Origin of the sequence: Methanobrevibacter arboriphilus (assembly GCF_019669925.1) — an archaeon.
Taxonomy (GTDB): domain Archaea; phylum Methanobacteriota; class Methanobacteria; order Methanobacteriales; family Methanobacteriaceae; genus Methanobinarius; species Methanobinarius arboriphilus_A.
Genome location: NZ_AP019779.1, coordinates 2,003,234 through 2,028,457 on the forward strand (window position 1 = coordinate 2,003,234; position 25,224 = coordinate 2,028,457).

The following is a 25,224-nucleotide window of genomic DNA, read 5'->3' on the forward strand; positions in this document are numbered from 1 at the left end:
TTCTTAATTATATGTTATTAGTAAATAAATGACAATAAAATAATGCATTCAACAATTTATAAAATTGTTATAATTGTCAAATAAAAAGAATAAAAGTAATTTAATAAAAAAATAATTTAATAAAAATTATATATTTTTATAATTAATTATTTTTGAAATATAATTATTTTTGATATATAAGATATATAGTATTACAAATAACATTTAATAATAATTATATTTGAATTAATAGGGTTATGGTGAAAAAATGGTAGAAGTTTCAAATCTTTATGATTTAGATATATATACTATTACAGGTCAGTATGTTGGACGTGTTGTAGATGTAGTTCTCAATATCAGGATGGGAACAATTTCTAAACTTCAAGTAAAGGCTTTAGAACCTGAAAACAAAAATGTTGGAATTAGGGATATTTTTAGAAATGGATTACAATTTGTTCCAGAAGAAAATGAGATGAGAGCTTTTCAAGAAGGAGTTCTTAACGTAGACTTTGATAAGGTCAGAGCTATTGGAGATATTATGTTAATAGATCCTCAAGATATTCAAAAACAATCTCAAACAGCTCAAACTCAACCACAAGGTCAAGTTCCAGATAGAGAGCCTCAAAATCAAATGCAATAAAATTTTTAACAGTTTAATTTCTTAAATTATTATTTGAATTATTAATTTCATTAGCATTGTTAGAATGTATTATCTATTAATTTAATAATCATTTTATATTTATTTAATTAAGATTATTTAATATATAATATAATAATCATAATTTCATTATTTTTTCATTATTTCTATATTTAAACAACAAATATTAAACACATTTTTTATTACTATAATTTTTCTTTCTATTAATATAATAATTTCTTTATTAACACATGATTTTTTATTAATAATCATTTTTTCAATAATTAATCACTTTTAGCTTTCTTTTATAACTTATATTGTCAGAGAATTTTTTATTTAATTAAATAATATTTTTATGAAAATTATTAATATTATTTTAGATAATTTAATAAATATTATGTTTATATGAAATTATTTTTAATAACTATTGATTTTAATAGACTTATAAATAATTCTTAGTATAAAATTATAAATATTTCTTAATATAAAATTATAATATGTTAATAGATATTTTTTATTAAGTTTTAAAATTTTAATTAAGTCTTTTAAGCTTTAATTAATTTTTTTAAGTTTAATTAATTTTTTGTTTAATTTATTAATTCTTATTTATTTCTATTTAATTCTTTGTTTAAATGAGTTTAATCTGGTTAAATAGTGTTTAAATGAGTCTTATTAAATATTTTTAGTTCTAATAATGTGGTTTTATGATAGTTGGAATATTAGGTTGTGGGGCAATAGCTAGCATCATTGTAAATAATTTCTTATCTAAAGATAGTGGAATTGATATTAAATATTTTTATGATCATGATATGGAAAAAGCTGAAAATTTAGCTACTATATCTGATGGAATAGCTGTTTTAGATATTGATGATATGATTGATAATGTTGATTTGGTTTTAGAAGCTGCTTCTCCTATTTCTGTTGAAAAATTCGGACTTAAAGTTTTAAAAAAAGGTAAAAATATTATTATTATGAGTATTGGTGCTTTAATGGATAATAAATTCAGAGATCGGATGATTGAAGCTGCTACTAATAATGATGCTAAAATATTTGCTCCATCAGGAGCTATTGTTGGACTGGATGGTATTAAAGCTGCTTCAATTGGAAAAATCATTAAGGCTACTTTAACTACAAGAAAACCACCTAGATCTCTTGGAAAACTTGTTGATGAAGAAGAAATTCTTTATGAAGGAAAAGCATCAGAAGCTGTTAAAATATTTCCTGTAAATATTAATGTAGCAGCTGCTCTTAGTATTGCTTGTAATTTAGATGTTGATGTTAAGATTATTGTTGACCCTAAAGTAGATAAAAATGTCCATGAAGTGATTGTTGAAGGAGATTTTGGTCAATTTAAAACTAGAACTGAGAACTTACCCTGTGAAGTTAACCCTAAAACTAGTATGTTAGCTGCTTACTCAGCAATTAAACTATTAAAAAGTTTAAATGAGAATTTTATAATGGGAACATAGTGTAGGAAGGAATATAAGTATAAATTTTACTATATAAAATAGATATTACTAAAACTAAATACTAATGAAATAAACAATATTAAACTAAATATTAGTAAAATAGATGTTAATAAACTACTAAATACTCTAGATAAACTACACTTTATTTAAATTATGAAAAGACTAGGAATTATGTGAATTATATGAAAGAATATGAAATTTATAATAATTTGAAAGTTCCTAAAGGATCTAAATTAATTTTAAGATTAGATGGAAGAAATTTTCATAGTTTATCTAAGAATTTAGATTTTAAAAAACCATATGATGAAAATTTCATTAAATCGATGGTTAATACATCTCAGGATATTTTTAAAGAGTTTTCTCCATTATTTATATACACTTTTTCTGATGAAATAAACATATTACTATCTGAAATACCTTTTTCTGGAAGAATTGAAAAATTAAACTCTGTTTTTCCGAGTTTGGCTTCTAGTTCTTTGACAGTTAATTTAAATAAATATTTTAAACCAACTGATTCTATTGTAATTTCATTTGATTCAAGGATTATTCCAATAGCTGATAAAGATGATATCGTTAAATATTTTAAATGGAGGCAGGATGAATCTTGGAGGAATTGTGTAAATAGTTATGGTTATTGGGTATTAAGGAAAGATTATTCACCTAAAGTAGCTACTCAAAAATTGAAAAATCTTAAATCTTCTGATATTCATCAGCTATTATTTGAAAAGGGTATCAATTTAAATAATGTTCCTATTCATCAAAAAAGAGGAATAGCTATTTATAAACAAAAAGAAAAGATTTTGGGATTAAATCCAATAAAAAATAGAGAAGAAACATCTTATAGAAATAATTTAATTATAGATAAAAATATTACAATTTTTAATAAAGAATTCTTTAAGAATATTGATATTATATAAGATACAAATAATATATAAAAATTCAATCGGTGCGAATATGGGATTAGGAAACTTGTTTTCAAAGATTTTTGGGAATAATAAATATAAATTCAATGAGGTTCACATAGATAGTGAAGTAATAGACTCTATAATATGGTATGCAAGGAGTTCTGATCCTGATGAATTTATGGCTATTTTTGATGGTGAGGTTAAAAATGAGATTCTTCACATTACAGGGTTAGTATTTTTACCAACACAAACATCTGGTGAAGGAGCTATTGTAAATACTGGAATGCTTCCAGTTATGACAACTCAATGGGGTTCAGTTCACAGTCACCCAGGACCTAGTGCATTACCATCAGATACAGATTTATTCACCTTTGCTAAAACAGGGTTATTTCACATGATAATCTGTCAACCATACAATATTGATGATATTTTAGCTTATAATAGATATGGTGAGTTTACTGATTATAAAATAATATGAAAAATAAAATAAGATAAAATAAATAATAAAATAAATAATAAGATAAAAGAATAAGACCATAAAAAATAACAACAAAAAAATATCAATTAAAAGAAGAAAAATAAGATAAAAAATAAAAAACAAGAATTCTAAGTTTTTTTATCATCAAAAATCTTTTTTTGCATTACTAAACCAATAATTCCTGCTATAATTAATCCTAATATGAATCTAATCATGCCTACTGGTAGGAAGAAATATAGAATTAATATTGCAATTAAAAGTATTATACTAAGTCCAATTAGTTGGATTATCTTTTCTTTTTCCATTTATTAACCTCTAAGTTAATTAAAATATTTATAATTTTATTATATTAAGTTTTACTAAATATTTTTATTCAAGTAATATGATTATTAATAGCTATTTGAATAGTAATTTTTATTAGTTAATAGTAGATATTCAAATAATAATATTGATAATAATTATTTAACTAATGATGATAACTATTCAAACAATAATAACTATTTTTAAAAAGAATATTACTTAAAAATAAGGGATTATCTATTCTTCTTTTTCAAAAAATATTCTATATGGTTTTGGTAGTATTTTTGGGCGTTCATCTGATAAGTTATGTGAATAAGCTAATACACTGATTATATACTTTACATATCCTTGAACAAATTTACTTAGATATTTGTTTCTAAATCCAAATATTAATACTATGAACCACTGTATTAAATGACATATTCCTGCTAATATAGTATATACATGTATTATTAATAATATGGGTATTAAATATATTATCCTTATGAAAAGTTCTATTCTACTTGCTTTTCTTTGATATTTCAAATATTCTTTCAATATTCTCACCCTTTAAATTATTTATATATTATTATATTTGAAGGGATTATTTAATATCTTCTAAAAAATATCAATTTTATAAAAATATCATTTAAGTAAATGGTTTAAATTAAAAATAGAGTTTTTAATATAAGAATTAAAGAAAATTTTAAATTTTTATATAATTCTTATAATTTTATTATAATATTAGAATATCTTTATCATAATATTAGAAATATTAAAAATTAGAAATATTAAATTTAAGAATATTATGAATATTAAAAATATTAAAAATTAAAATGAATAATTTTAAGAGAATTAATTCATTGCTGGATTTAATGTTTCATGAAATTGAACTAAATTTCATTTTGAGGTTGAGGTAAAGTTCATCTTTTTTTTCATGCATTAATCATATTACAATAAAATTAATTATCAAAATATTAAAAAGTATAAAAATGATTTTATATATATTTAAAGATTTTAGATCATGCCTCCTAATTTAACAGATAATACTGCCTTTATTATTCTGTTTTTTTTATTAGTAGAGGTCATCATCCAGAAAAAAATAGTATTCTGGCAGTTTAAATAGGTGAACCTCATCACCTTATTATGATATATGTATATTTTATTATAAATAGTTTTTTATAATATTATTTTATTACTTATAATTATTTTATTATTATAATGACAATGGTATATATTAATTTTTCTATAATAAATATATAGCATTAGTAATTACATTATTAGCTTTTAATAGTAAACTAATAAACTAATTTTTTAATTTTGTATAATACTTTTATGCTATTTTTTAATATTTTAATAATATTTATATATTTTTTTATACATAATATATATAACAATAATTGGAGGTATAATAACATGTTAGAGGATGTTAAAAAGAAAGCTAAAAAAGTGAAAGATGATGTTCAAGACAAAGCTGAAGAAGTAAAAAATAAAACCGAATATGAAGCTAAAAAAGCTAAAAATAAAGCTGAATATGAGAAAAAAGAAGCAGATAGAAAAAGTGAAAGATAATTATTTCTTTTTTAAATTTATATTTAATATTCATACTATAATGAACATATAAATACCAGTTTATTACTAATTTATTAATATTATATATTAATAACATTTTATATACTGGTTGTAAATTTTATTAGTTTATATAAGTATTGAAATTGATAGACGAAAATATAAAGTTTAATAAATGGGGAGTTTAAAAAATGAGTGAAGAAAAGAAAGCTAGCTATTTATGTGAAGTTTGTGGATATGTTTATGACCCTGCTGAAGGTGATCCAGATAATGGAATAGAACCAGGAACTGCATTTGAAGATTTACCTGATGATTGGGTATGCCCTATCTGTTTCGTTGGAAAAGAAGAGTTTACTAAACAAGAATAATTATTTAATAATTTTCTTATAGTATAAATACTGTACTTATTGAGTATATATTAAGTATAAATTTCTAAATAACTATTTTATTTTATCTTTTCTTTATTATTTTATCTTTAATTTATTATTTTATTATTTTTTATCTTTTTTATCTTTTCTTATCTTTTTTCTTTATTTTTCTTCTTTTAATTGATATTTTTTTTTGTTATTTTTTATTAGCTAATTCTTAAATATTATTCATTTTTTCTAGATTTTTTTTAAAATTATTGTATGTTATAGTTTGAAGATATATTAATGATATCTTCTTAAAAGTAATGTTTAATAATACATTTTAACAAAGTATATTTGATTATTTAAAGATTGAATTAAAAAATTAATAATACCAATTTGTATTAATTTTACGTTAATCTAATTAATTTTTATTAATTCTATATAATATAATAATAAAGACAAGATGATGTTTATGTGGGATACTACGAAAGATTATAGGCTTTTACTTGGACAAAAAACCATTAATATGTTTGTTGGAACTGCTAGAAGTGGTAGCTTTAGAGGAAGATGGAATAAGAAAATGGCTATAGAAAGTGCTGAAAGTATGGAAAGTGATTTTCAAGTCTTAAACTATTCATATTTAGATCCTAAAGATTTAGCAAATACTCCAGAAATAGCTAATCTAGAAAAAAAAGCTAATTTAGTTTTAAAATACTTAGGTGGAGAAGACTGGGCTCATCAGTTTATGGATCAAACTCCAAAGGAAGAAAAAGAAAAAGCTGAAGAAGCAATAGCTAAAGCAAGATTTTTCATTGATACTATATTAGGATTAAAAAATAGGATATTATTTGGAGAAATAAATGATCCTATTGTAGCAATAGATATTAAAGTAGGGGAGTTAATGAGTGTTAGTCATCATCCTCAAAATGATGGGCTTATGATTTGTAATGTAAATCTTGGAAAAAGAGCTATTAAAGTAGTTACAAATGATTTAACAGTTAAAGAAGGAAATAATGTAGCTATAGCAATACTTCCTCCAGAAACCTTTTCTGGAATAGCTAGTGAGGGGATGTTTTTAGGTGCAGGTGAAGGAATTTTAAAAGATGTTCAAGGAGAACTAGGTTCTATGCCTAAAGGAATTCCGCTTGAAGCATTAAATGAAAGTAGAAATTTAATAGAAGGATATTTAAGTAAATAGTCTAATATTTATTAAACTTTTATTTTTAAAAAAATTATCTTATGGTAAGAAAACTATATTATGGTAAGAATTATAAGATATAGTAAGAATTATAAGAATAAATATAATTATATTATTGTAAAGTTTATATTAGGATAAAGAATATATTGGGAAAACTTATTTTAGGTGATATTTATTTTTTTACACATTGGTATTGATGATACAGATTCTCCAGATGGTATGTGTACAACTTATTTAGCTTGTCATATCATTAATAAACTGAAAGAGGAGAAAATATTCATTGAAGGATCTCCTAGATTAATACGTTTAAATCCATTTTCAAGGTTTAAAACTCGTGGAAATGGGGGAATTTCTTTTAAAATAAATATTGATGGATTTAATAAAGAAAAAATATATCTAATAAAAAAAATAGTTCTTGAAAATGTAGAAATGCTATCTGAAACATCATGTGACAATACAAACCCTGGAGTAGTGTTTTTTCAAGGTGAAATCACAAAAGAAATGGAAAATTATGCAATGAAAGCTATTTATTCGATAATCTCAATTAAAGAAGCAGAAACTTTTCTAAATAAGATAAGTGCAGAATTTCATAAATTTAAAAAAGGAAGAGGAATCATAGGATCTCTTGCAGCTATATCTTGTCCACTTAAAGATTATACTTATGAACTTTTAGCTTATAGAAAAAAAGAAAATTATGGTAAAAAAAGGCAGATAAATAAAGACTCGGTTTATCTAATGGATAAGGAAGTTACCGATACTTTTGAAAATGTAGATTTAAAAAATGATTATATAGCTATTGAACCTAGAACTCCATGTCCTATCCTATATGGAATAAGAGGGGAATCTTTAGAAGGATTAAAATTAGCTAAAAGTATAGTGAAAACAGAAGAACCGATTGAAAGCTATTGTATTTTTAAAACAAACCAACACACAGATATGCATCTTCAAAAAATATCTAAAATCTCAGATATGGAAAAATATGGATGTTATATTATCACAGGATATGTGAAAGAAAACCCTCATGTAATTGAAGGGGGGCATGTTTTCTTTAAACTTGGGGATGATTCTGGTGAAATAGATGTAGCGGGATATGAACCAACAAAAGAATTTAGAAAAATAATAAAACAGTTGGAAACAGGAGATCAAGTTCAATTATTCGGAGGAATAGGTTGTGGAGGAACTTTTAATATAGAAAAAATTAGAATAATAGAACTTAAAAATAAAAAAGTTTTTAAAAACCCTATCTGTGTTTGTGGTAAAAGAATGACTTCAGCAGGGAAAAATAAAGGATTTAAATGTAAAAAATGTGATAATAAATTACCTTATGGTGAAAAAATAATTGAAGAAGAAAAGAGAAACCTAGTTGAAGGAAAATTCTACGAAACTCCTGTATCTGCTCGGAGACATTTAGCTAAACCTCTATGTAGGATGGGTTTATAATAATCTATTCATTTATCAATTAAAAAAAATATTAGCATTATTAAACTATATAAACTATTATAATAAACTATTATTAAACTAAAACTATTATAAACTATTATTAAACCAAACTATATAATTATTATCGAAATATTATTAATGAGATAATATTCTAAAGCTATTTTATTAAAATTTTATTAAAAACTTTTTTTTTATGAATTATTTATTTATAATTCTATTTTTTAAATTTTTTATATTACTATTTTTGATGAATTTTTCGTTTATTTAATCTTTTGGATTAATTAGAGATAATTTTATATTGGATTAGATTAATATAATTGTATAAGGTTTTATAAATGGTTTTTATATCATTTTAAAAATTTAAATATAATAATATTATGATTTTAATCTTTTCATTTATCTATTTAAAAGGGGGTGAAAAAATTTTAAAAATTAGAAAAAATAATAATCTAGCTTTAAAAATTACGATAGTACTAACAATTATATTGGGGTTTACTATTATTTTTAGTAGTGGATTATCTGCTGCTGATGTTATTATTGATAATAGTACGAGTGAAGGTATTAAAGGAAGTCTTGGTAATGATACAATCAGTTTAAATAATGGTACTTATACTGGAGTTAACAATACTAATGTTAATATTCCTTCAGGCAAGAATTTAACTATTCAAAGCCAAAACCCAAACAATAAAGCAATAATTGACTGTCAAGGTACATGGTTTCTTAGTAATGGTGGTAATTTAACTTTAATCAACCTAATCATAAAAAATGCTAATGGTGGAGCAATAGGCTCTAATGGTTATTTAACTATAATAAACTGTACTTTCATTAATAATACTGGTGGAGATGGTGGTGCTATTCGTAATAATGCTAATTCTAGTATTATAGGTTCTACTTTCATTAATAATACTGCCACTGGTAGTGGTGGAGCAATTTATAGTTATACTGGAAATTTAAATGTTTCAGATTCAAATTTCATTAATAACATAGCTCTTTCTACTGGTTGGGGTGGTGGTGCTATATATACTACCTCAGATACTGTAATAATAAATAACTCTAATTTTACAAATAATACTTCGGGGTTCTTTGGAGGAGCTATAATGGCTCAAAATGGAGCAAATTTCACAATATTAAACAGTAATTTCACAGATAACCATGCACGTTATGGTGGAGCTGTATGAACTCTGCTATTGCCAATTTTAACATACTTAACTCTTTATTCAATAATAACAATGCTACAAAATATGGTGGAGGAATTTATACTCATCCTAACTCAGGATATACAAATATACGTAATTCTATATTTAACGATAATTATGCAAGTGAATATGGTGGGGCTATATTCAGTGGTAAGGCTATGAATCTTTCTGGTAACTTAATGTCTGGTAATATTGCAGGTATTATGGGTAATGCTATACTTAATTATGGTGCTATGGGGGTTTTAAATCTAACTTACCTTAATAATAGTACTGTTAAAGTTGATACTGGTACTAATGTTGTTATTTTTGCTACTTTGACTGATGACATGGGTAATCCTGTTTCTTATGGAAATATTTCTTTCTATGTTAATGGAGTACTTATAGGAATTGTTGAAGTTGTAGAAGGTTATGCAAACATTACTTACTATTTTAATGAGACAGAAGGTATATTTCCAGTAACTGGTCAATATTCTGGTAATGAAATGAATGTTTCAACAGTTAATGGAACAGTTCTTGTCCATTATGATATCAATATATTAAATGGTCAACTGATTGTTGGTGATACTAATGTTACTGGTGATATTAAACTTGATAAAAAAGAATATTGGGTTAATGAAACCGTGAAAACTACTGTTAATGTTAAAAATAATGGTCCTAACATTGCAAAAAATGTTTCGGTTAAAATTAACATACCAACTGGATTTGTACTTAACCCTGACAGTATTATTGTTTCCAAAGGAAGTTATGATCCTAATACTGGTATTTGGTATATCGGTGATTTAAATCCTGATGAAGAAGCAGTGATGACTTTTAATGGTAAATTCACTAAAAAAGGAGATCTCAGTATCTCTATGTTAGTTTATGGAGATAATTTTAATAATTCAACTAGTGTTGCTAACGCTTTAGTTAAACAAAACTCAACACCTACTCCAAGACCAACACCAGGACCAACTCCTGGGCCTACTCCAGAACCTAACTATAATAAACAAAATGTAAGTGCAAATATGAAAGAAACAGGGATTCCAATAATTGCTGTTATTTTGATATTATTAGCATCTTTGGGTCTTTTAAGCTATAAAAAAAGTAAATAATATTTTAATTTTTTAAGGGTTTTTAATTTTCAAACTCTTTATTTTTTTATTTTAAGCATATCTTTTTAATTTTCATATTCTTAGTTTTTCATTTTTTTCTTTATTCTTTGGATTGTTTTTTCATCTTTTAATTCTTTAAGAGCATTTTTAGCTATCCAATGAGCAGATTTTGAATCTATCTTATCAATCTCTTCTGCTTTAGCTATAGCTATTTTATTTAATTTTATGTTTCTTTTTCCAATTTGTCTTAAAGCCCAATTCACTGCTTTTCTAACAAAATTCCTATTATCTTTTGATTCTCTTTCAATTATATTTAAAAGTTCGATGAATATTTCATCATCTTGATTCTTATCATGAACTGCTAAAACAGCAATAAGTGCAAATCCTGCACGCTTAACAAATTCTTTATCTTCATTTGTCCATTGGTGTATTCTTGAATATGCGAATGGTGTTTTTCTAAAAAGATTGATACAACATTGATCACAAATTTCCCAGTAATCAAAATCATTTGCCCAATCATCCATCTGTTTTTGTGTAACTAGTTTAGGATCATCTACAAGAGAAGCTAAAATCCTAGTTTCCCTGGTATTAATATCCCACAAACTTAAAGCTAACTCATGATCATTTTTATAATTTTTAGCTATCTTTTTAATAACTGGCATTCTTAAACCATAAGTATGTTCAGGTGTGATTCCAAATCTTGCCATTCCTTCAATATCTTCAGGGCTTGATAATTCCTTAAAAGTTTCTATAATTTCTGTAACTGTCATATAATTCACTTAAAAACTTTAATAATTATTTATATTAACAATCTTTTTATTTATCATATTCTTAAACAATCTTTAATATTCTTAAATTAATTTATATTAAATATAACATATTTTAAATAAGTATTAAATTTTTATTTTTAATTTTTCAAAATTTATTTAACACAAATAGTAAACTAATTTTTTATTTTTTTTCATGTAAACGTCCGTCTAAAAAGTTTCCTTTACTTAGATAAGAATGTGATAATGAATATACTTGATTTTTAAGAGAATTTAGATTTTTTTTACTTGGGTTTTTTAGTCCTTCTTGATATATTGAGATAATATTAGCTGTATAATTATCATTTGAAAATCTACAGTCTAATATGATAGAATCAATACCAATCTTTTCAATTTTACTTATTTCATCAATTAAACATAAACAGTCTTTATTTATGATGTGACTTTTATTATTAAAATCAGATATAACTTTATACTTAAATTTTTTTCTTTTTTTATCTTCTAATATAGCATAATCTTGTTTTTTCATGTTAAGACTTTTATTATCTTTTAAATTAGAAAAATCATCATTACTAACAATTACTTCTAAGTTTCCATGTGCAATAATTTCAAGATCTATGTCTTTTTTTATGTATTTTGAAACTAAAATTTTCATTTCATCATATGATAGTTCTGGAGATAAGATTAAGCTGTTAAGCCCTGATTCACTTAATTCTTCACAACAAAAATTATTCCATACATTCAAGGTATGATTACCATATATATTAGAATTAAATAATTCATTAATTCCAGGAACATCACTCATTATAGATATTGGAACTTTTTTACTTTCTAAACTATTTAAAACTTTCATACAGTTTTCAATCTCATTATCAGATATAAATGATGGTAAAACCCAAACTAACTCTTGTGTTGTTATTTTAGCTAATGCGTTGGTTAATATCTGTTCTATATTTTCAAAATATTCTTCAGGATTATTAAATAAGTAAGAAGGGTCAAAATAGATTTTCTTCACATCGTATTTTGAAGCAATTTCAACCAATTCAAGAGTATCTACAAAGACAGATAATCCTAATTTATTATTAAATTTTGAATTATTTTTATTTTTTAAATTGTTATTTTCATTATTTTTTATACTTTTAGATTTATAATTTTTAATAAAACGATTTAATCTACTTTTAGCATCTTTTATCTGACTTTTATCTTTTTTATAATAATTTAACAATTTTTCACTAGCCTTATCTAATATTTCACGACGTATTTTGTTTAATTTGCTAGTTGGAATAAAAAGATTATCTGGAAAATCATTGATAGTTATATTATTCATAAAAAATGGTGTATTCCCTGTTTTAGATAATTGTTTTTCTATTTCTTCTTTTGTAATAGGATGATTAATAGCTTTTTCAAATTTTGATGAAGAGCTATATTTGAATTTGATAGTTTCATTGTTTAAATTAAATCTAGTTTCTATTTTTGCATGTAATTCTTTATCTAAATATATATTTAGTGAAATAGGTATTTTTGATTGAATAAATTCTTTTTTATATTTTTTAAGTTCTTTATTTATTGATCTAGAATAACTTATATAAACTTCATCTCCCACTCTAATGTTACGTGTGGTATTAAAAACAATATATTCATCATTTTGATCTATTATATCATCAATATATATCCCTTTAACTTTTTTACCATATTTAAAAGCTATTCCATCTCCTTTTTCTATATTGATAGGATTTTCTTTAGATATTTTTATTTCCTTAACAGTTCTGCTTTTTCTCTCTTGAATATTGTTATTACTATTATTATTAATATCTTTATTATTACTATTAAATTTAGCATTATTACTATTATTACTATTAATACTATTATTACTATTAATACTATTATCAATATTAGTGCTATTATTATGATTATTAGTGTTGTTATTATTTTTATTATTTCTATTTTTCCTACTATTTTTCATATTTCTATTATTTCTACTATTTTTGTTTGATATTTCTTCTTTTTCAATTATTTCTGGATATTCTCTATTTATAGCTACTATGTCTCCAATATATAATCCTAAATGTCCTGAACTTTCACGCCCCATAACTTCACTTGGAGATTGATTCATTATATATCCTTTTGTAAACCTTCTATTGAAAACAAAATTCAAATCGTCTTTAAATGAACCTTCTTTTTTATCTAGAAGATTTCTATAGGAATTTACAATAGTTCCAACATAGTCCTCTGACTTCATTCTTCCTTCCAATTTAATAGAATTAATTCCTGATTTAGCTAGATTATCTAAATCATCAGAGAGATTTAAATCATGTGTAGATAATAAATAACCATCACTAACTCTGTGTCCTTTATATTTTAATATATATTCTCTTCTACAAGGTTGTGTGCAAGCCCCTCTATTACCACTTCTTCCATTGTTTAATGATGAAATATAACATTTTCCAGAAATTGAGTAACAAAGAGCTCCATGTGAAAAAACTTCTAATTCTAGGTCTTTATTATTTTCTTTTAATTTTGTATGTATTTTGGATATGTCATCAATACTAAGCTCTCGAGGAAATATAACTCTAGAAATTCCATTTTCTTTTGCCCATAATACACTATAATAATTGTTTAATGACATTTGTGTAGAGGCATGTATCTTCATTTCTGGAAAAATAGATCTTATTAGCTTCAAAACCCCAAAATCTTGAACAATAACTGCATCAACACCTATTTTATAGAGTTTAAATATGTATTTTAAAAAATCAATTATCTCAAAGTTATTTACTAAGGTGTTAACTGTTATAAAAACTTTAACATTGTTTAGATGAGCATATTCTACACTTTTTTCTATCTCTTCGGTAGTAAAATTTTCTGCATATGCTCTAGCTCCAAAATTTTGTCCAGCTAAATAAACTGCATCTGCACCAAGATTTATTGCAATTTTAAAAACATCATAAGATCCTGCAGGAGCTAATAATTCCATAACCATAATTTAAAACCTCTTTGAGTATAAAAATTTAATTTTCTAATAAATAATCATCAATAAATAATAATCTAATAAATAATCATCAATAAATAATATCTAATAAATAATAATCTAATAAATAATTCTATAGTAAATAATTCTATAATAAATAATTTTTTTAAATAGTTCTTTATATATAATTTCCTATAGATAACTTTCTATAGATAACTTTTTATAAATAAATTTTATATTTTCTTATTTAAATAAATATTATTAGAATTAATATAATATTAGAATTAATAATTATTATTAGAAACAATAAATATTATCATAATTGATTATACATAATTAATATTACATAATTTATAATTTTTAAAAAAATTATAATTAGAAAAAATTGTAAGTATATATTTAACTTATATTTTAATTAAATTGTAATTAGAGTATGAATTTTATGATTGTAGATGAAATATCTAAATTCATTATAAATTTAGATTATGATGGAATTCCTGAGACAGCTATTGAAAAGGCTAAAATTTGTTTTTTAGATTTTTTAGGAGTAACTAATAGAGGGTTTCTTGAAAATAGTGTTCAAATAGCTTTAAAATCTATTGAAGAAATTTTTAGTTTTAACATTACTCTTAATAATAGTAATAATACAGATAATATTGGTAATATTATTTATAGTGATAATAGTACTAATATTGATAATAGTATTAATATTAATAATATTAACAACAATAATAATACTAATAGCATTAATAATAAAAAATCCTCTATTATTGGAGATGGTTATTCAAATATTTCTATTTCTGGTTTTATAAATGGTATTTCTGCGCATACTCTTGAATTAGATGATGGTCATAGATTTGCACAAATACATCCGGGTTCTGTTGTTTTTCCAACTGCAATAGCTATATCTGAGGCAAACAATATCGATGGAAAGAAGTTTTTAGAGGCAGTTGTCTGTGGATATGAAGTAGCTATTGTTCTGGGGATGTTAGCTAATCCACAACATAGAAATCAGGGATTTCACACTAGTGGAACTGTAGGAACTTTTGCTGCAGGTGCAGTTGTAGCTAAATTACTTGATTTAGATTTAGAAAAAACAATAAACACTCTTGGTCTTTGTGGAACTCAAAGTTCTGGTCTTCTTGAATCCGATCATAAAGGAACAATGGGAAAGCACCTCCACATAGGAAATGCAGTCTATAGTGGGATTTTATCGGGGTTTCTTGCAAAAAATGGTTTTACTGGGGCAGAATCTATTATTGATGGAGAAGAAGGTTTTTTAAGAACTATGTCTCTTGAAATGTTTAAAAATATAGATTCAAATAGTTCAAGTGATATTCAAGATTGTCTAAATCATTATTTGGGTGAACATGTAGATGAGTCTCTAGATGAACATTTAGATGAATATTTAGATGAATATTTAGATAAATATCTATATAAATATCTAGATGAAAATCTTGGGAAATTTCATATTAATGATGTTTATTTGAAAAAATATCCTTTTTGTAGACATTTACATTCTTCCATAGACACTACTTTAAATATTAAGGGTAAATTCGATTTTAAGGTTAAAGATATTAAAAAAATAACTATTGAAACCTATAAAATAGCTAGTGAACATGATAATTTTAATCCAGAATCTAAAGAAGAGATTAAGCAAAGTTTACCTTATGCAGTAGCTATTTCTTGCTTTGATAAAGTTGATATTAGTGATTTAAATTGTTTAAACTTTGCTAAAGATCATAATTTGAATGATATAATAAAAATAATAAATATCAAAGAATCTGAGGAATTTAATAAGTTAACTCCTAATTATAGACCCTCTAAAATTATAATTGAAACTAATAATAATGTTTATGAAGATTATACAATGCTTCCTAAAGGTGAATCAGAAAATCCTTTTACAAAAGAGGATATTTTGAAAAAATTCAAGTCACTTAATCCTAATTTTGATTTGAATAAGTTAAAAAGTATTGATAATATCGAATCTTTAAATATCGCTGATTTTATGAAATTAATTAATTTTTAAATGTATAATAAGTTAAAATAGGTTATTTTATGATTGAAATTCCAGAGAGCAATACTCTTGCAAATCAGTTAAATGAAATAATTAAAGGAAAAAAGATTTTGAGTGTTATTACAAATAATTATCATCATAAGTTTGCGTTTTTTTATAATGATCCTAAGGAATATAATAATCTTCTTAAAGGAAGATTTATTGGAAATATTTTTGCATATGGAGGCCAAATTAAAATATCTACGATTGATGATTCTAAATTTGATGGTAATAATGAAATTATAAAAGATGATGTAATAATTGTTTTAAGTGAAGATACAATTGTTAAATATGTTGATGGAGAAGAAGAAATTCCTGAAAAACACCAATTATTAATAAAATTTGAAGATTCTTCAGCAATTATATGTTCAGCACGTATGTATGCTCAGCTTCATGTTGCCTTAGAAAATGATTATGAAAATGATTATTTTGATATTGCTATGGAAAAACCTTCTCCTTTATCTGAAAATTTTGATATGGATTATTTTAAAGGATTGTTATCTGAAGTAAGAGCTAATTCATCTGTTAAATCATTTTTAGCTACAAAACAAAGAATTCCTGGTCTTGGAAATGGTTCTTTACAAGATATACTATTTAATGCTAGGATAAATCCAAAGACTAAGATTAAAAGATTATCTAAAGAGGATAAAAAAAGGTTATTTAATAGTGTAAAAAGAACATTGTATGAAATGACTAAAAATGGTGGAAGAAGCACCGAAAAAACATTATTTGGAGATTATGGGGGTTATGAAGTAATATTATCTTCTAAAACATATAAAATTCCTTGTCCTTCTTGTGGAGATAAGATTGTTAAAGAGTCTTACTTAGGAGGAACTATCTATTATTGTCCTACCTGTCAAAAAACTAATTCTTCTTAGAATTTGGAGATATTTTAATAATTAAACTAATAATTAAACTAATAATTAAACTAATAATTAAATTAATAATCAAATTAATAATTAAACTTATAATCAAATTAATAATCAAATTTAAATAATAATTATTTATATTTAAAATTTAGAAAACATTAAAAACATTATAAAATATTATAAAATATTATGTGGTATTATGGAATATTTTATGGGTTGTAAAAATGAAAAAAACTAAATATTCTCTTAAAAAACTTGGAATCAATGAAATTAGCTCTAATTATGTTTCAAAAAAGAGATTTTCTGATGGTAGTCAGTATAAATTTGAAGTTCCAGGTATTCAAAATCCTTCAACTTTAATTTCTTTAATCTCTGCTTGTGAAGAAAAAGATGTTAAAATTCATAGAGTGACTCAGACAAAAGGAATCATGTTTTTAACCGATGAAGAAATTGAAGAAATGGTCAAATTAGCTAAATCTAATATGTTAGATCTTTTTTTAAGTGTTGGACCTCGTGCTGTATATGATACTAGTGCTACAGCTCAAACTAAAGAAGGTTCAAGGATAGGATATCGTCTCAGAGGTTATGATAACTTAGTTTATGCAATTGAAGATGTAAAAAGAGCATTAAATTTAGGAGTTAGGAGAATAGTAATTTATGATGAAGGTCTTTTATATGTGTTAGCTAAAATGAGAGAAAACGGAGAAATAGCTAAGGACACTAAATTTAAGCTTTCTGCACATGCTGGTGCTGCTAATCCTGCTTCTGCAAAGTTATTTGAATCTATTGGTTTAAATTCTTTTAATCCTGTTCGAGATTTGTCTATTTCTATGATTGGAAGTATTAGGGATGCAATTGATATTCCTATTGATATTCATACAGAAAATCCAAAGTCTACTGGGGGATTTATACGTCATTATGAAGTCCCTGAAATAATTAGGGTAGCATCTCCTGTTTATCTGAAAACTGGTGGTTCAGTAGCTAAACATCATAATTGGGAAACTACATCTGTTGAAGCTAAAAAAAGAATTAAACAGGTGGTTTTAGTTCAAAATGTAATTGATAGATATTATCCAGAAGCTATTGTTTCTAAATGAATGATTATCTTTTAGTGGATAATTATTTTTTAAATTGATAATTACTTCTAAGTGAATAATTATCTTTTGTATAATTTTTTCTAGATGATTTTTCTAGATGAGAAACTTTTATATTGTAATATACTATATTATATGATACTATGAATTTATCATCAAAAATAGAAAAAGGATTGATAAAAGCAAGTACTTCTTACCCTAAAGATAGAATAAGTGCTTTTAAGAGAAGTTTAAATCAGGAAACCAATGAAAATGCAAGATGGGCATTGGAACTTATGCTTAAAAATGCAAAAATTGCAAATAAGCAAAAACTTCCTCTATGTGATGATACTGGAATTCCACATGTTTTTATAGAATTAGGTAAAAATACATCATTATCCTCAAATTTATTAGAGTCAATTAAAATAGGAATAGCTAGAGGTCTTAAAAATTTACCTGGTAGGCCAATGGCTGTTAGAGGAAATGATATAGAGAGGCTTGGTCAGTCTAAAGGTCTTTATGATCAAAGTGAAAAGGTTGTAACTCCTTCATTTTCAATAGAAAATTCTAATGATGAAGATTTGTCTGATAACATTAAGATTCATCTTTTATTGTTGGGAGGAGGTCCAGAAATAAGGGCTAAAACTTATAGGGTTTTCCATAAAAGGGATTATAAAGAAGTTTTAAATGTGGCTGTGGAGAGATTTGAAAATACTCTGAAACTTTTAGGATGTACTCCTTCTATACCTGCTATTGGCATCGGTAGGACACATTTTGAAGCTAATTCTTTGGTGATGAAAGCTATGATTTATGGCAATTTAAATTATCAATCAGAAATCGAAGATTATATAATGAATAAGCTTAATAAAACTAATATTGGACCAATGGGGCTAGGTGGGAAGACAACTGTTCTCGGATCATTTGTAAAAATAGGTCCTCAAAGAGCAAGTGGTGTTAGAATATTAGCTACTCGTCCTTGTTGTTTTGTTGAACCTAGATCAGTAAGTATTTCTATCAGTTAGCTATTTAAATATTTAACATTTAATTATTTAATTATCTAGTTATTTAATTTTCTAGCTTTATTTAATATTCAATATTCAATATTTAGTTATTTGGTTATTTAGATTTAGTTATTTACTTCAAGTTATTTGTAGGTGGATTAAATGAAAATAGAAGAAAAATTATCAAAAATTAACAATAAAAATAACATTAAAACTAATAATATTAAAACTAATATTAAAACTATTAATGAAACTATTAATGAAACTGATAATGAAACTGATAATCATAGAATAAGAACTTCTATTACTAATATTCAACCAAATAAAATTATTACAAGAGGTTATCCTCAAGAAGAGTTAATAGACAATATTAGTTTTTCTGAAATGGTCTATTTACTTTTAAAGGGAGAATTACCATCTTTTAAGGAAGCTAAAATACTTAATCATATATTAATATCTTTTTGTGATCATGGGGTAACTCCTCCCAGTACTCAAACTTCAAGACTAATAGCTTCTTCTGGATCTCCATTAAATGTATCTTTAGCTGGAGGGTTACTTTCTTTTGGAAAAAATCATGCTGGAGCAATTGAAGATTCCATGGAGTTATTTCAAGAATTAATAAAGTCTGATTTTAATAATCATAATAATTTTAATAATAACAATAATCATAATAATGATATTAATAACTATGATGATAACCATAGTCACAATAACAATAGCAAATGTAATAGAAATGTTGATATAATTGCAAATGGTATTATAAATGAATATAAATTAAAAAATAAGAAAATTCCCGGATTTGGACACAGATATCATAATAAAGATCCTCGTGGAGCTAAGTTAATGGAGTTAGCTAAAAAAGAAAACTTTATTGGCCCTCATAGTGAACTTGCTTTAGCTATCGAAGAAGTGCTTTTCAAAGAAAAAGGTATTAATATTAATGTTGATGGAGCTAGTGGAGCATTACTTTCTGATATGGGATTCTCGAGTAATGAAGGTTTTGGAATATTTATGATTGGTAGAATTCCAGGAATTATTGCTCATGTAACTGAAGAAGTTAATGATGAAGAAGAATTTAGAAAGTTTTGTGATATTGATGATATTTCTTATTGTGGGGATTTAAACAAATCATTAGACGATTAATATTATACTTTTTAGATCTTTATAAAATCATTTATTTTTTATATTTTTCAATTTTAGTAATTATTTAATAGTATTTCTTATTATTAATATTATTATTTCTATTATTATTATTATTATTATTATTATTATTATTATTATTATTATTATTCTTGTTATTACTATTATTACAATTTTTTATTACTTTTATTAATTTTATTATTCATTATTAATGTTATTATTATCCTTATTGTTACTATAATTATTATTACTTTTTTTTATTGTTGTTATTATTAATTTTTTATTAATTTTATTTTTTATTTTATTTTTTATTTTATTTTTATTTATAAGTTTGATGAAGATTGTAATTTAAATTTTAATGAAAAATATTATTTGCTTATTAATACATAATTATTAATAGACAATTTATTAGAAAATTTGGAAATCTAAAAACTACTTTGAAAATTTTTTGGAGGAGATCTTATTTTTAAAAATAAAAAACAGAAAACAGATAAGGAAAATTCCCATAAAAATATTAATTTAGAAAATAATGATTTAAAAACAATTTATCTAGCTGGGGGATGCTTTTGGGGAATTGAAGCATACTTCTCAAAATTAAAAGGTGTTGTTGAAACTAAAGTAGGTTATGCTAATGGATTTATTCCAAATCCTAGCTATGAAGAAGTATGTAGGATAGATACAGGTCATGCTGAAACAGTTAAGATTGTTTATAATAAAAATATAATTTCTCTTCATCGATTGATTGAAGAATTTTTTAAAATTATCGATCCAACTACATTAAACCAACAAGGTGCTGATATTGGTAAACAATATCGTACTGGAATTTACTATGTTTCAGATGGTTCTAGAGAAGCTTCAAAGGATTTAGCTATTATAAAAAATGTTTTTTCTCAAGAACAAAAAAAACATGAGGGACATAATAAATCAGTTGTTACTGAAATAAAACCTCTTGAGTCTTTTTATGAAGCTGAAGATTACCATCAAAAGTATCTAGATAAGAATCCTAGTGGATATTGTCATATTAATTTAGATTTAATTCCTAAAGATATTCTAGAAATTGAAACTACTAGCTCGGAACTTATTGATGATTATGACTTTGATGAGTGTAATTATAAATATTTTACTCCAGAAGAAAAAGAAGAGAGATTAAAAAGATTATCTTCTCTTGAATATGAAGTTACTCAGAAAAATGCAACAGAAGCACCAGGCACTGGTAAATACAACGATTTCAATGAGGAAGGAATTTATGTTGATGTTGTTAGTGGAGAACCTCTTTTTACATCTTTAGATAAGTTTGATTCAGGTTGTGGTTGGCCTTCATTTACAAAAACTATTGATGATGATGTTATTGATGAAAGTAAAGATACTTCTCATGGAATGGTTAGGACTGAACTTAAAAGTAAAATAGCTAAATCCCATTTAGGGCATGTTTTTGATGATGGACCTATAGAAAAAGGTGGAAAAAGGTATTGTATAAATTCAGCATCTTTAAAGTTCATACCTCTTAAAGATCTTAAAAAAGAGGGATATGGTGATTATTTACAGTTATTTAAAAAATAATGGATTTTTTAATAATTAAATTTTTTAATAATTATTAGTATAATACTATTAAATTTGAAATGAGTAAAAATTAATATATTAAAATATAGATATAATATATTAAATAATATACGCATAAAATATTAAAAAGTTTACATATTAAAATAGTATACATAGTAAAATAGTATTCATATTAAAATATTAGATATAAGACATTGAAGTAGTTTAAATATAACATAATATATAATAAATTATAATTTAAATTTTTTAGGGCTAATGTTTGATTAGTTGGGTTTATATTAGCTATGGACAAATTTTTTAGGTTTAATATTTCTTGTAGAAAAGGAGGGTGTTTTTTTGTATAAAAAATTTTTTTTAATTTTAATTCTATCATTTTTTATATTAGTTTCTTTCAGTGCTGTCCATGCTACAAATAATAATGAAGATAATAACCAAACAATTGATAATACAAGTTCTAGCTTAAATGTTAATAGTTCAAGTTCTAATTCAACTTCTACTAATTTTAAAACTTTAAATAAAGATAAGAATAAAATTGAAAAAATTACAAAATCAAAATCTGTTTTTAAAACTGGAACTAAAATTAGGATAAATGTATATACTGTGTCATCTATTAAAAAGGTTCAAGGATATATTACTGGTAAAAAAACTTTTAAATTCAAAAAAAATAATAATGGTATTTGGTATTATTATTTAAATACAAAAAAATTTAAATCAGGAAAATATAAAGTTTCTGTTAGAGCTTTTGATTCTAAAAACAATATATATAAAAAATACACTAATTTCACTGTTGATAATAAGCCTCCTAAAGTAGTTTCAGTAAAGTCTAGTGCTAAATCGGTCATTGCAGGCAGACCTTTTTGTATTGTGAATATTGCTGATAGTAGCTCTAAAAAAGTTATCGCAAAAATCAAAGGAAATAAATACTATTTTAAATTTAATGGTTATATTGATAATAAGAAACTTAAAAATTATAAAAATTGGACTTTAAATACTAAAATTAATTATAAAGTGCTTGGAACTTTAAATATATCGGTTTATACTTTTGATTCTGCTGGTAATTATCTAAAGAATAATATATATGTTAAATCAATTCCTTACTATGTAAAATGGAACCAAACTGTTTTACTTACTAAACCAATTCAGATATATTATTCTAATCCAAAAAATGCTTATGAAAGAAGTATTAATGAGTTAAGTAAATATGTAAATGTTTATGAGGGGTGTGCTGGAACTAATTATACTTTAGGAATTACTTATAATAATGGTATTAAAGCAACTCGTGTTATTATTGCTTATATGGATCCTTTTGTTGTTTATCATGAAATGGGTCATGTTTTAAACTGGAAATGGACAGAATATCAGTGTGATTATTATGCTTATAAGCGAACTGGTTATTGGATAAAATAAATATTTAAAATTATATTTTATTATTATTTATTATATATTTTAGATATACTTTTTAGATAATTTTAGATTTTTTGATATTATAATTTAGATATTATTTTTATATTATTTTTTCATCATATTCATCAGTTTATTAATATTATTTTCTTGAAAAATAGAAATATTTAAATTAAATAGGAAATATAAAAATTAATGTTAGTAATTTAACTAAAACTTATATAAAGGTAAATAGAATTTATCTTTACAAAAATCTTATAATTATGGAGGTGACATAATATGGCAAAAGTAAAAGGAACTAATAAAAGAACAAGACCTAAATCTCATTATAGGAAGCCTGGAACTAAAAGAGGTAGAGGTATTAAGAAAATATAATTAAATTTTAAATTATATTTAACTTAAATTTAATTACTTCTTTTTAATTAATTCTTATTTAATAATTTACTTATTATACCAATTTAATAGCTATAGAATACAATTTTTATTATTTCATACTATTTTTGATATACTTTTTGAAGGGATTTAAATGGAATTTTCAGAACTTATTGAAAAAAGATACAGTGTAAGAGGATATAAAAAAGACCCTATTGAAAAAGAAAAGCTTGATAAAATTTTAAATGCAGGAATAATTGCTCCAACAGGAGTTAATGCACAAGCTTTTAAAATTTATGTTATTGATACTGAAAAGCATAAAGAAGCTTTGGAAAAGATTTACCCTCAACCATGGTTTGTTGAAGCACCTATAGTTTTGTGTTTAGCTATGGCTCCAGCTAAATCTTGGACTCGTCCATGGGATGGAAGAAATATTAGTGATATTGATGCAGGCATTGTAATGGATCATATTATTTTACAAGCAACTGATTTAGGAATTGGAACTTGTTTCATCGGCGCTTTTAAAAAGTATGCTGCTCAAGATCTTTTACAACTTGATGAAGAATATGAACCTGTTTTATTTACTCCTTTAGGATATCCAGATGATGATGGTAGAAATACATCAAGAAAGTCTATTGAAGAATTGGTTGTTTATAAATAATTTTATTGTTAACTTTATTATTTTTATTTTTAAATTTCATTTTTTTTCATTTTTTTATGTATTATTATAAATGTATTATATATAATATTATATAGTTTTTTTATTAGAATGTAGTTTTTTATTAGATATATTTTTATAGGATATTTTCAATATACTATTTTCAAGATAATTGATTTACCCAATGGAAATTATAAAACTATTAATAATATTAAATCATTAAATATAATAGAATTAAATATAATAAAGTCAAACATAATAAGATTAAATAATATTAATAAAATAAAGTTAAACTAAATAAGATTATACTTAAAATTAAACTTAAAATTAAACTTAAGATTAAACTTTAGATTAAATTTAAGATTAAATTTAATAGATGGAAATTAAAAAACTTTTAACTACTATGTGAGATAATGAAAGAACCTATAATATTGAAAGCAAAAAATTTCGATGATATGGAAGATATAGCTGAAAAATTCATTGAAAATGGATATAAGATCATGTCATCTGATTCTGAACATATTATAGCTAAAAAAAGAAACTTTGGAACTATTTATATACATATACTATTATTATTCCTTATTTTATTTGTTGTTAGCTATAATTCATTGGTTTTATATATTCTTTGTATGGTTTATATTGGTTATTTTGTTTTTAATTTATTTAAGAATTCAAAAATAGTTTTAATTACAACAGAAACTGTTGATGAAAAAGGTAAGCCTGTTAAATTTAATAATATTGAGGATATTGACTATTCATAAGACTTTATTT

23 protein-coding genes and 1 riboswitch are annotated in these 25,224 nt (G+C 23.8%); of the genes, 19 read left to right on the forward strand and 4 right to left on the reverse strand.

Annotation, left to right across the window (positions count from 1 at the left end; genetic code table 11):
- Positions 1–247 precede the first annotated feature (247 nt).
- The 4 genes from MarbSA_RS08750 to MarbSA_RS08765 all read left to right on the forward strand — a co-directional run bounded on the left by MarbSA_RS08750 (position 248) and on the right by MarbSA_RS08765 (position 3,468).
- Positions 248–619 carry a PRC-barrel domain-containing protein gene (locus MarbSA_RS08750; RefSeq protein ID WP_042703321.1) on the forward strand — a complete coding sequence of 124 codons (372 nt, stop codon included), beginning with the start codon at positions 248–250 and terminating at the stop codon, positions 617–619.
- A 701-nt stretch (positions 620–1,320) separates the two neighbouring features.
- Positions 1,321–2,085, forward strand: a complete 765-nt coding sequence (locus tag MarbSA_RS08755) for an aspartate dehydrogenase (RefSeq protein WP_221061429.1) — start codon at positions 1,321–1,323, stop codon at positions 2,083–2,085.
- Between the two features lie 182 nt (positions 2,086–2,267).
- Positions 2,268–3,002 carry a tRNA(His) guanylyltransferase Thg1 family protein gene (locus tag MarbSA_RS08760; RefSeq protein WP_054835586.1) on the forward strand — a complete coding sequence of 245 codons (735 nt, stop codon included), beginning with the start codon at positions 2,268–2,270 and terminating at the stop codon, positions 3,000–3,002.
- 37 nt (positions 3,003–3,039) lie between these two features.
- Entirely contained in the window at positions 3,040–3,468 is a 429-nt protein-coding gene (locus tag MarbSA_RS08765; RefSeq protein ID WP_042703325.1) for a Mov34/MPN/PAD-1 family protein, read from the forward strand.
- A gap of 128 nt (positions 3,469–3,596) precedes the next feature.
- Here MarbSA_RS08765 and MarbSA_RS08770 read toward each other — a convergent pair whose 3' ends face one another.
- Both MarbSA_RS08770 and MarbSA_RS08775 read right to left on the reverse strand, forming a co-directional pair.
- Entirely contained in the window at positions 3,597–3,773 is a 177-nt protein-coding gene (locus MarbSA_RS08770; protein ID WP_155930697.1) for a hypothetical protein, read from the reverse strand.
- A 232-nt stretch (positions 3,774–4,005) separates the two neighbouring features.
- Positions 4,006–4,305 carry a DUF4389 domain-containing protein gene (locus MarbSA_RS08775; RefSeq protein ID WP_054835589.1) on the reverse strand — a complete coding sequence of 100 codons (300 nt, stop codon included), beginning with the start codon at positions 4,303–4,305 and terminating at the stop codon, positions 4,006–4,008.
- 514 nt (positions 4,306–4,819) lie between these two features.
- A riboswitch (Fluoride riboswitch) is annotated at positions 4,820–4,897 on the reverse strand.
- A gap of 266 nt (positions 4,898–5,163) precedes the next feature.
- Between MarbSA_RS08775 and MarbSA_RS08780 the strand changes: the two genes are divergently transcribed.
- The 6 genes from MarbSA_RS08780 (at position 5,164) to MarbSA_RS08805 (ending at position 10,591) form a co-directional block, all read left to right on the forward strand.
- Positions 5,164–5,319, forward strand: a complete 156-nt coding sequence (locus MarbSA_RS08780) for a hypothetical protein (protein WP_156314700.1) — start codon at positions 5,164–5,166, stop codon at positions 5,317–5,319.
- A gap of 188 nt (positions 5,320–5,507) precedes the next feature.
- Positions 5,508–5,684 (forward strand): rubredoxin, encoded by a 177-nt coding sequence (rd, locus tag MarbSA_RS08785; protein ID WP_080460653.1) that lies wholly within the window; start codon positions 5,508–5,510, stop codon positions 5,682–5,684.
- 454 nt (positions 5,685–6,138) lie between these two features.
- Complete coding sequence (locus tag MarbSA_RS08790; RefSeq protein ID WP_221061430.1) at positions 6,139–6,864, forward strand: tRNA-binding protein; 726 nt, start codon at positions 6,139–6,141, stop codon at positions 6,862–6,864.
- Between the two features lie 165 nt (positions 6,865–7,029).
- The gene (locus MarbSA_RS08795; RefSeq protein ID WP_432420119.1) at positions 7,030–8,304 is read left to right on the forward strand and encodes a tRNA(Ile)(2)-agmatinylcytidine synthase; all 1,275 of its coding nucleotides are present in this window, start codon (positions 7,030–7,032) and stop codon (positions 8,302–8,304) included.
- Between the two features lie 377 nt (positions 8,305–8,681).
- Positions 8,682–9,482 carry a right-handed parallel beta-helix repeat-containing protein gene (locus MarbSA_RS08800; RefSeq protein WP_221061431.1) on the forward strand — a complete coding sequence of 267 codons (801 nt, stop codon included), beginning with the start codon at positions 8,682–8,684 and terminating at the stop codon, positions 9,480–9,482.
- Positions 9,479–10,591, forward strand: a complete 1,113-nt coding sequence (locus MarbSA_RS08805; protein ID WP_221061432.1) for a DUF11 domain-containing protein — start codon at positions 9,479–9,481, stop codon at positions 10,589–10,591. Before MarbSA_RS08800 ends, MarbSA_RS08805 begins: the two co-directional genes overlap by 4 nt.
- Before the next feature lie 80 nt (positions 10,592–10,671).
- Here MarbSA_RS08805 and MarbSA_RS08810 read toward each other — a convergent pair whose 3' ends face one another.
- Together MarbSA_RS08810 and MarbSA_RS08815 are read right to left on the reverse strand one after the other, a co-directional pair.
- Positions 10,672–11,361: a DNA alkylation repair protein gene (locus MarbSA_RS08810; protein ID WP_054835229.1), complete on the reverse strand. Its 690-nt coding sequence runs from the start codon at positions 11,359–11,361 to the stop codon at positions 10,672–10,674.
- A gap of 181 nt (positions 11,362–11,542) precedes the next feature.
- Positions 11,543–14,335, reverse strand: a complete 2,793-nt coding sequence (locus tag MarbSA_RS08815; protein ID WP_221061433.1) for a U32 family peptidase — start codon at positions 14,333–14,335, stop codon at positions 11,543–11,545.
- A gap of 430 nt (positions 14,336–14,765) precedes the next feature.
- Here MarbSA_RS08815 and MarbSA_RS08820 point away from each other — a divergent pair, with 430 nt between their 5' ends.
- From MarbSA_RS08820 to MarbSA_RS08860, 9 genes are all read left to right on the forward strand, one after another.
- The gene (locus MarbSA_RS08820; protein WP_221061434.1) at positions 14,766–16,352 is read left to right on the forward strand and encodes an MmgE/PrpD family protein; all 1,587 of its coding nucleotides are present in this window, start codon (positions 14,766–14,768) and stop codon (positions 16,350–16,352) included.
- Positions 16,353–16,381: 29 nt separating this feature from the next.
- A complete protein-coding gene (locus MarbSA_RS08825; protein WP_054835249.1) occupies positions 16,382–17,257 on the forward strand; it encodes an endonuclease VIII in 876 nt (291 codons plus the stop codon).
- 215 nt (positions 17,258–17,472) lie between these two features.
- Positions 17,473–18,345: a peptidase gene (locus tag MarbSA_RS08830; RefSeq protein WP_054835250.1), complete on the forward strand. Its 873-nt coding sequence runs from the start codon at positions 17,473–17,475 to the stop codon at positions 18,343–18,345.
- Positions 18,346–18,485: 140 nt separating this feature from the next.
- Positions 18,486–19,343, forward strand: a complete 858-nt coding sequence (locus MarbSA_RS08835; protein ID WP_221061435.1) for a fumarate hydratase — start codon at positions 18,486–18,488, stop codon at positions 19,341–19,343.
- Between the two features lie 234 nt (positions 19,344–19,577).
- Positions 19,578–20,465 carry a citryl-CoA lyase gene (locus tag MarbSA_RS08840; RefSeq protein WP_042704547.1) on the forward strand — a complete coding sequence of 296 codons (888 nt, stop codon included), beginning with the start codon at positions 19,578–19,580 and terminating at the stop codon, positions 20,463–20,465.
- 570 nt (positions 20,466–21,035) lie between these two features.
- On the forward strand, positions 21,036–22,022 hold the full coding sequence (gene msrB / locus MarbSA_RS08845) for a peptide-methionine (R)-S-oxide reductase MsrB (RefSeq protein ID WP_082398098.1): 987 nt from the start codon (positions 21,036–21,038) through the stop codon (positions 22,020–22,022).
- A gap of 336 nt (positions 22,023–22,358) precedes the next feature.
- Complete coding sequence (locus MarbSA_RS08850; RefSeq protein WP_221061436.1) at positions 22,359–23,429, forward strand: hypothetical protein; 1,071 nt, start codon at positions 22,359–22,361, stop codon at positions 23,427–23,429.
- 520 nt (positions 23,430–23,949) lie between these two features.
- On the forward strand, positions 23,950–24,456 hold the full coding sequence (locus tag MarbSA_RS08855) for a nitroreductase family protein (protein ID WP_042703349.1): 507 nt from the start codon (positions 23,950–23,952) through the stop codon (positions 24,454–24,456).
- A gap of 410 nt (positions 24,457–24,866) precedes the next feature.
- Complete coding sequence (locus tag MarbSA_RS08860; protein WP_054835316.1) at positions 24,867–25,214, forward strand: hypothetical protein; 348 nt, start codon at positions 24,867–24,869, stop codon at positions 25,212–25,214.
- Positions 25,215–25,224 lie beyond the last annotated feature (10 nt).

What these genes read in the sequence shown, in the direction of transcription:
- MarbSA_RS08750 (WP_042703321.1), top strand. Translation starts at nt 248, where the DNA reads ATGGTAGAAGTTTCAAATCTTTATGATTTAGATATATATACTATTACA.
- MarbSA_RS08755 (WP_221061429.1), top strand. Translation starts at nt 1,321, where the DNA reads ATGATAGTTGGAATATTAGGTTGTGGGGCAATAGCTAGCATCATTGTA.
- MarbSA_RS08760 (WP_054835586.1), top strand. Translation starts at nt 2,268, where the DNA reads ATGAAAGAATATGAAATTTATAATAATTTGAAAGTTCCTAAAGGATCT.
- MarbSA_RS08765 (WP_042703325.1), top strand. Translation starts at nt 3,040, where the DNA reads ATGGGATTAGGAAACTTGTTTTCAAAGATTTTTGGGAATAATAAATAT.
- MarbSA_RS08770 (WP_155930697.1), bottom strand. Translation starts at nt 3,773, where the DNA reads ATGGAAAAAGAAAAGATAATCCAACTAATTGGACTTAGTATAATACTT.
- MarbSA_RS08780 (WP_156314700.1), top strand. Translation starts at nt 5,164, where the DNA reads ATGTTAGAGGATGTTAAAAAGAAAGCTAAAAAAGTGAAAGATGATGTT.
- rd (WP_080460653.1), top strand. Translation starts at nt 5,508, where the DNA reads ATGAGTGAAGAAAAGAAAGCTAGCTATTTATGTGAAGTTTGTGGATAT.
- MarbSA_RS08790 (WP_221061430.1), top strand. Translation starts at nt 6,139, where the DNA reads ATGTGGGATACTACGAAAGATTATAGGCTTTTACTTGGACAAAAAACC.
- MarbSA_RS08800 (WP_221061431.1), top strand. Translation starts at nt 8,682, where the DNA reads ATGATTTTAATCTTTTCATTTATCTATTTAAAAGGGGGTGAAAAAATT.
- MarbSA_RS08805 (WP_221061432.1), top strand. Translation starts at nt 9,479, where the DNA reads ATGAACTCTGCTATTGCCAATTTTAACATACTTAACTCTTTATTCAAT.
- MarbSA_RS08810 (WP_054835229.1), bottom strand. Translation starts at nt 11,361, where the DNA reads ATGACAGTTACAGAAATTATAGAAACTTTTAAGGAATTATCAAGCCCT.
- MarbSA_RS08815 (WP_221061433.1), bottom strand. Translation starts at nt 14,335, where the DNA reads ATGGTTATGGAATTATTAGCTCCTGCAGGATCTTATGATGTTTTTAAA.
- MarbSA_RS08820 (WP_221061434.1), top strand. Translation starts at nt 14,766, where the DNA reads ATGATTGTAGATGAAATATCTAAATTCATTATAAATTTAGATTATGAT.
- MarbSA_RS08825 (WP_054835249.1), top strand. Translation starts at nt 16,382, where the DNA reads ATGATTGAAATTCCAGAGAGCAATACTCTTGCAAATCAGTTAAATGAA.
- MarbSA_RS08830 (WP_054835250.1), top strand. Translation starts at nt 17,473, where the DNA reads ATGAAAAAAACTAAATATTCTCTTAAAAAACTTGGAATCAATGAAATT.
- MarbSA_RS08835 (WP_221061435.1), top strand. Translation starts at nt 18,486, where the DNA reads ATGAATTTATCATCAAAAATAGAAAAAGGATTGATAAAAGCAAGTACT.
- MarbSA_RS08855 (WP_042703349.1), top strand. Translation starts at nt 23,950, where the DNA reads ATGGAATTTTCAGAACTTATTGAAAAAAGATACAGTGTAAGAGGATAT.
- MarbSA_RS08860 (WP_054835316.1), top strand. Translation starts at nt 24,867, where the DNA reads ATGAAAGAACCTATAATATTGAAAGCAAAAAATTTCGATGATATGGAA.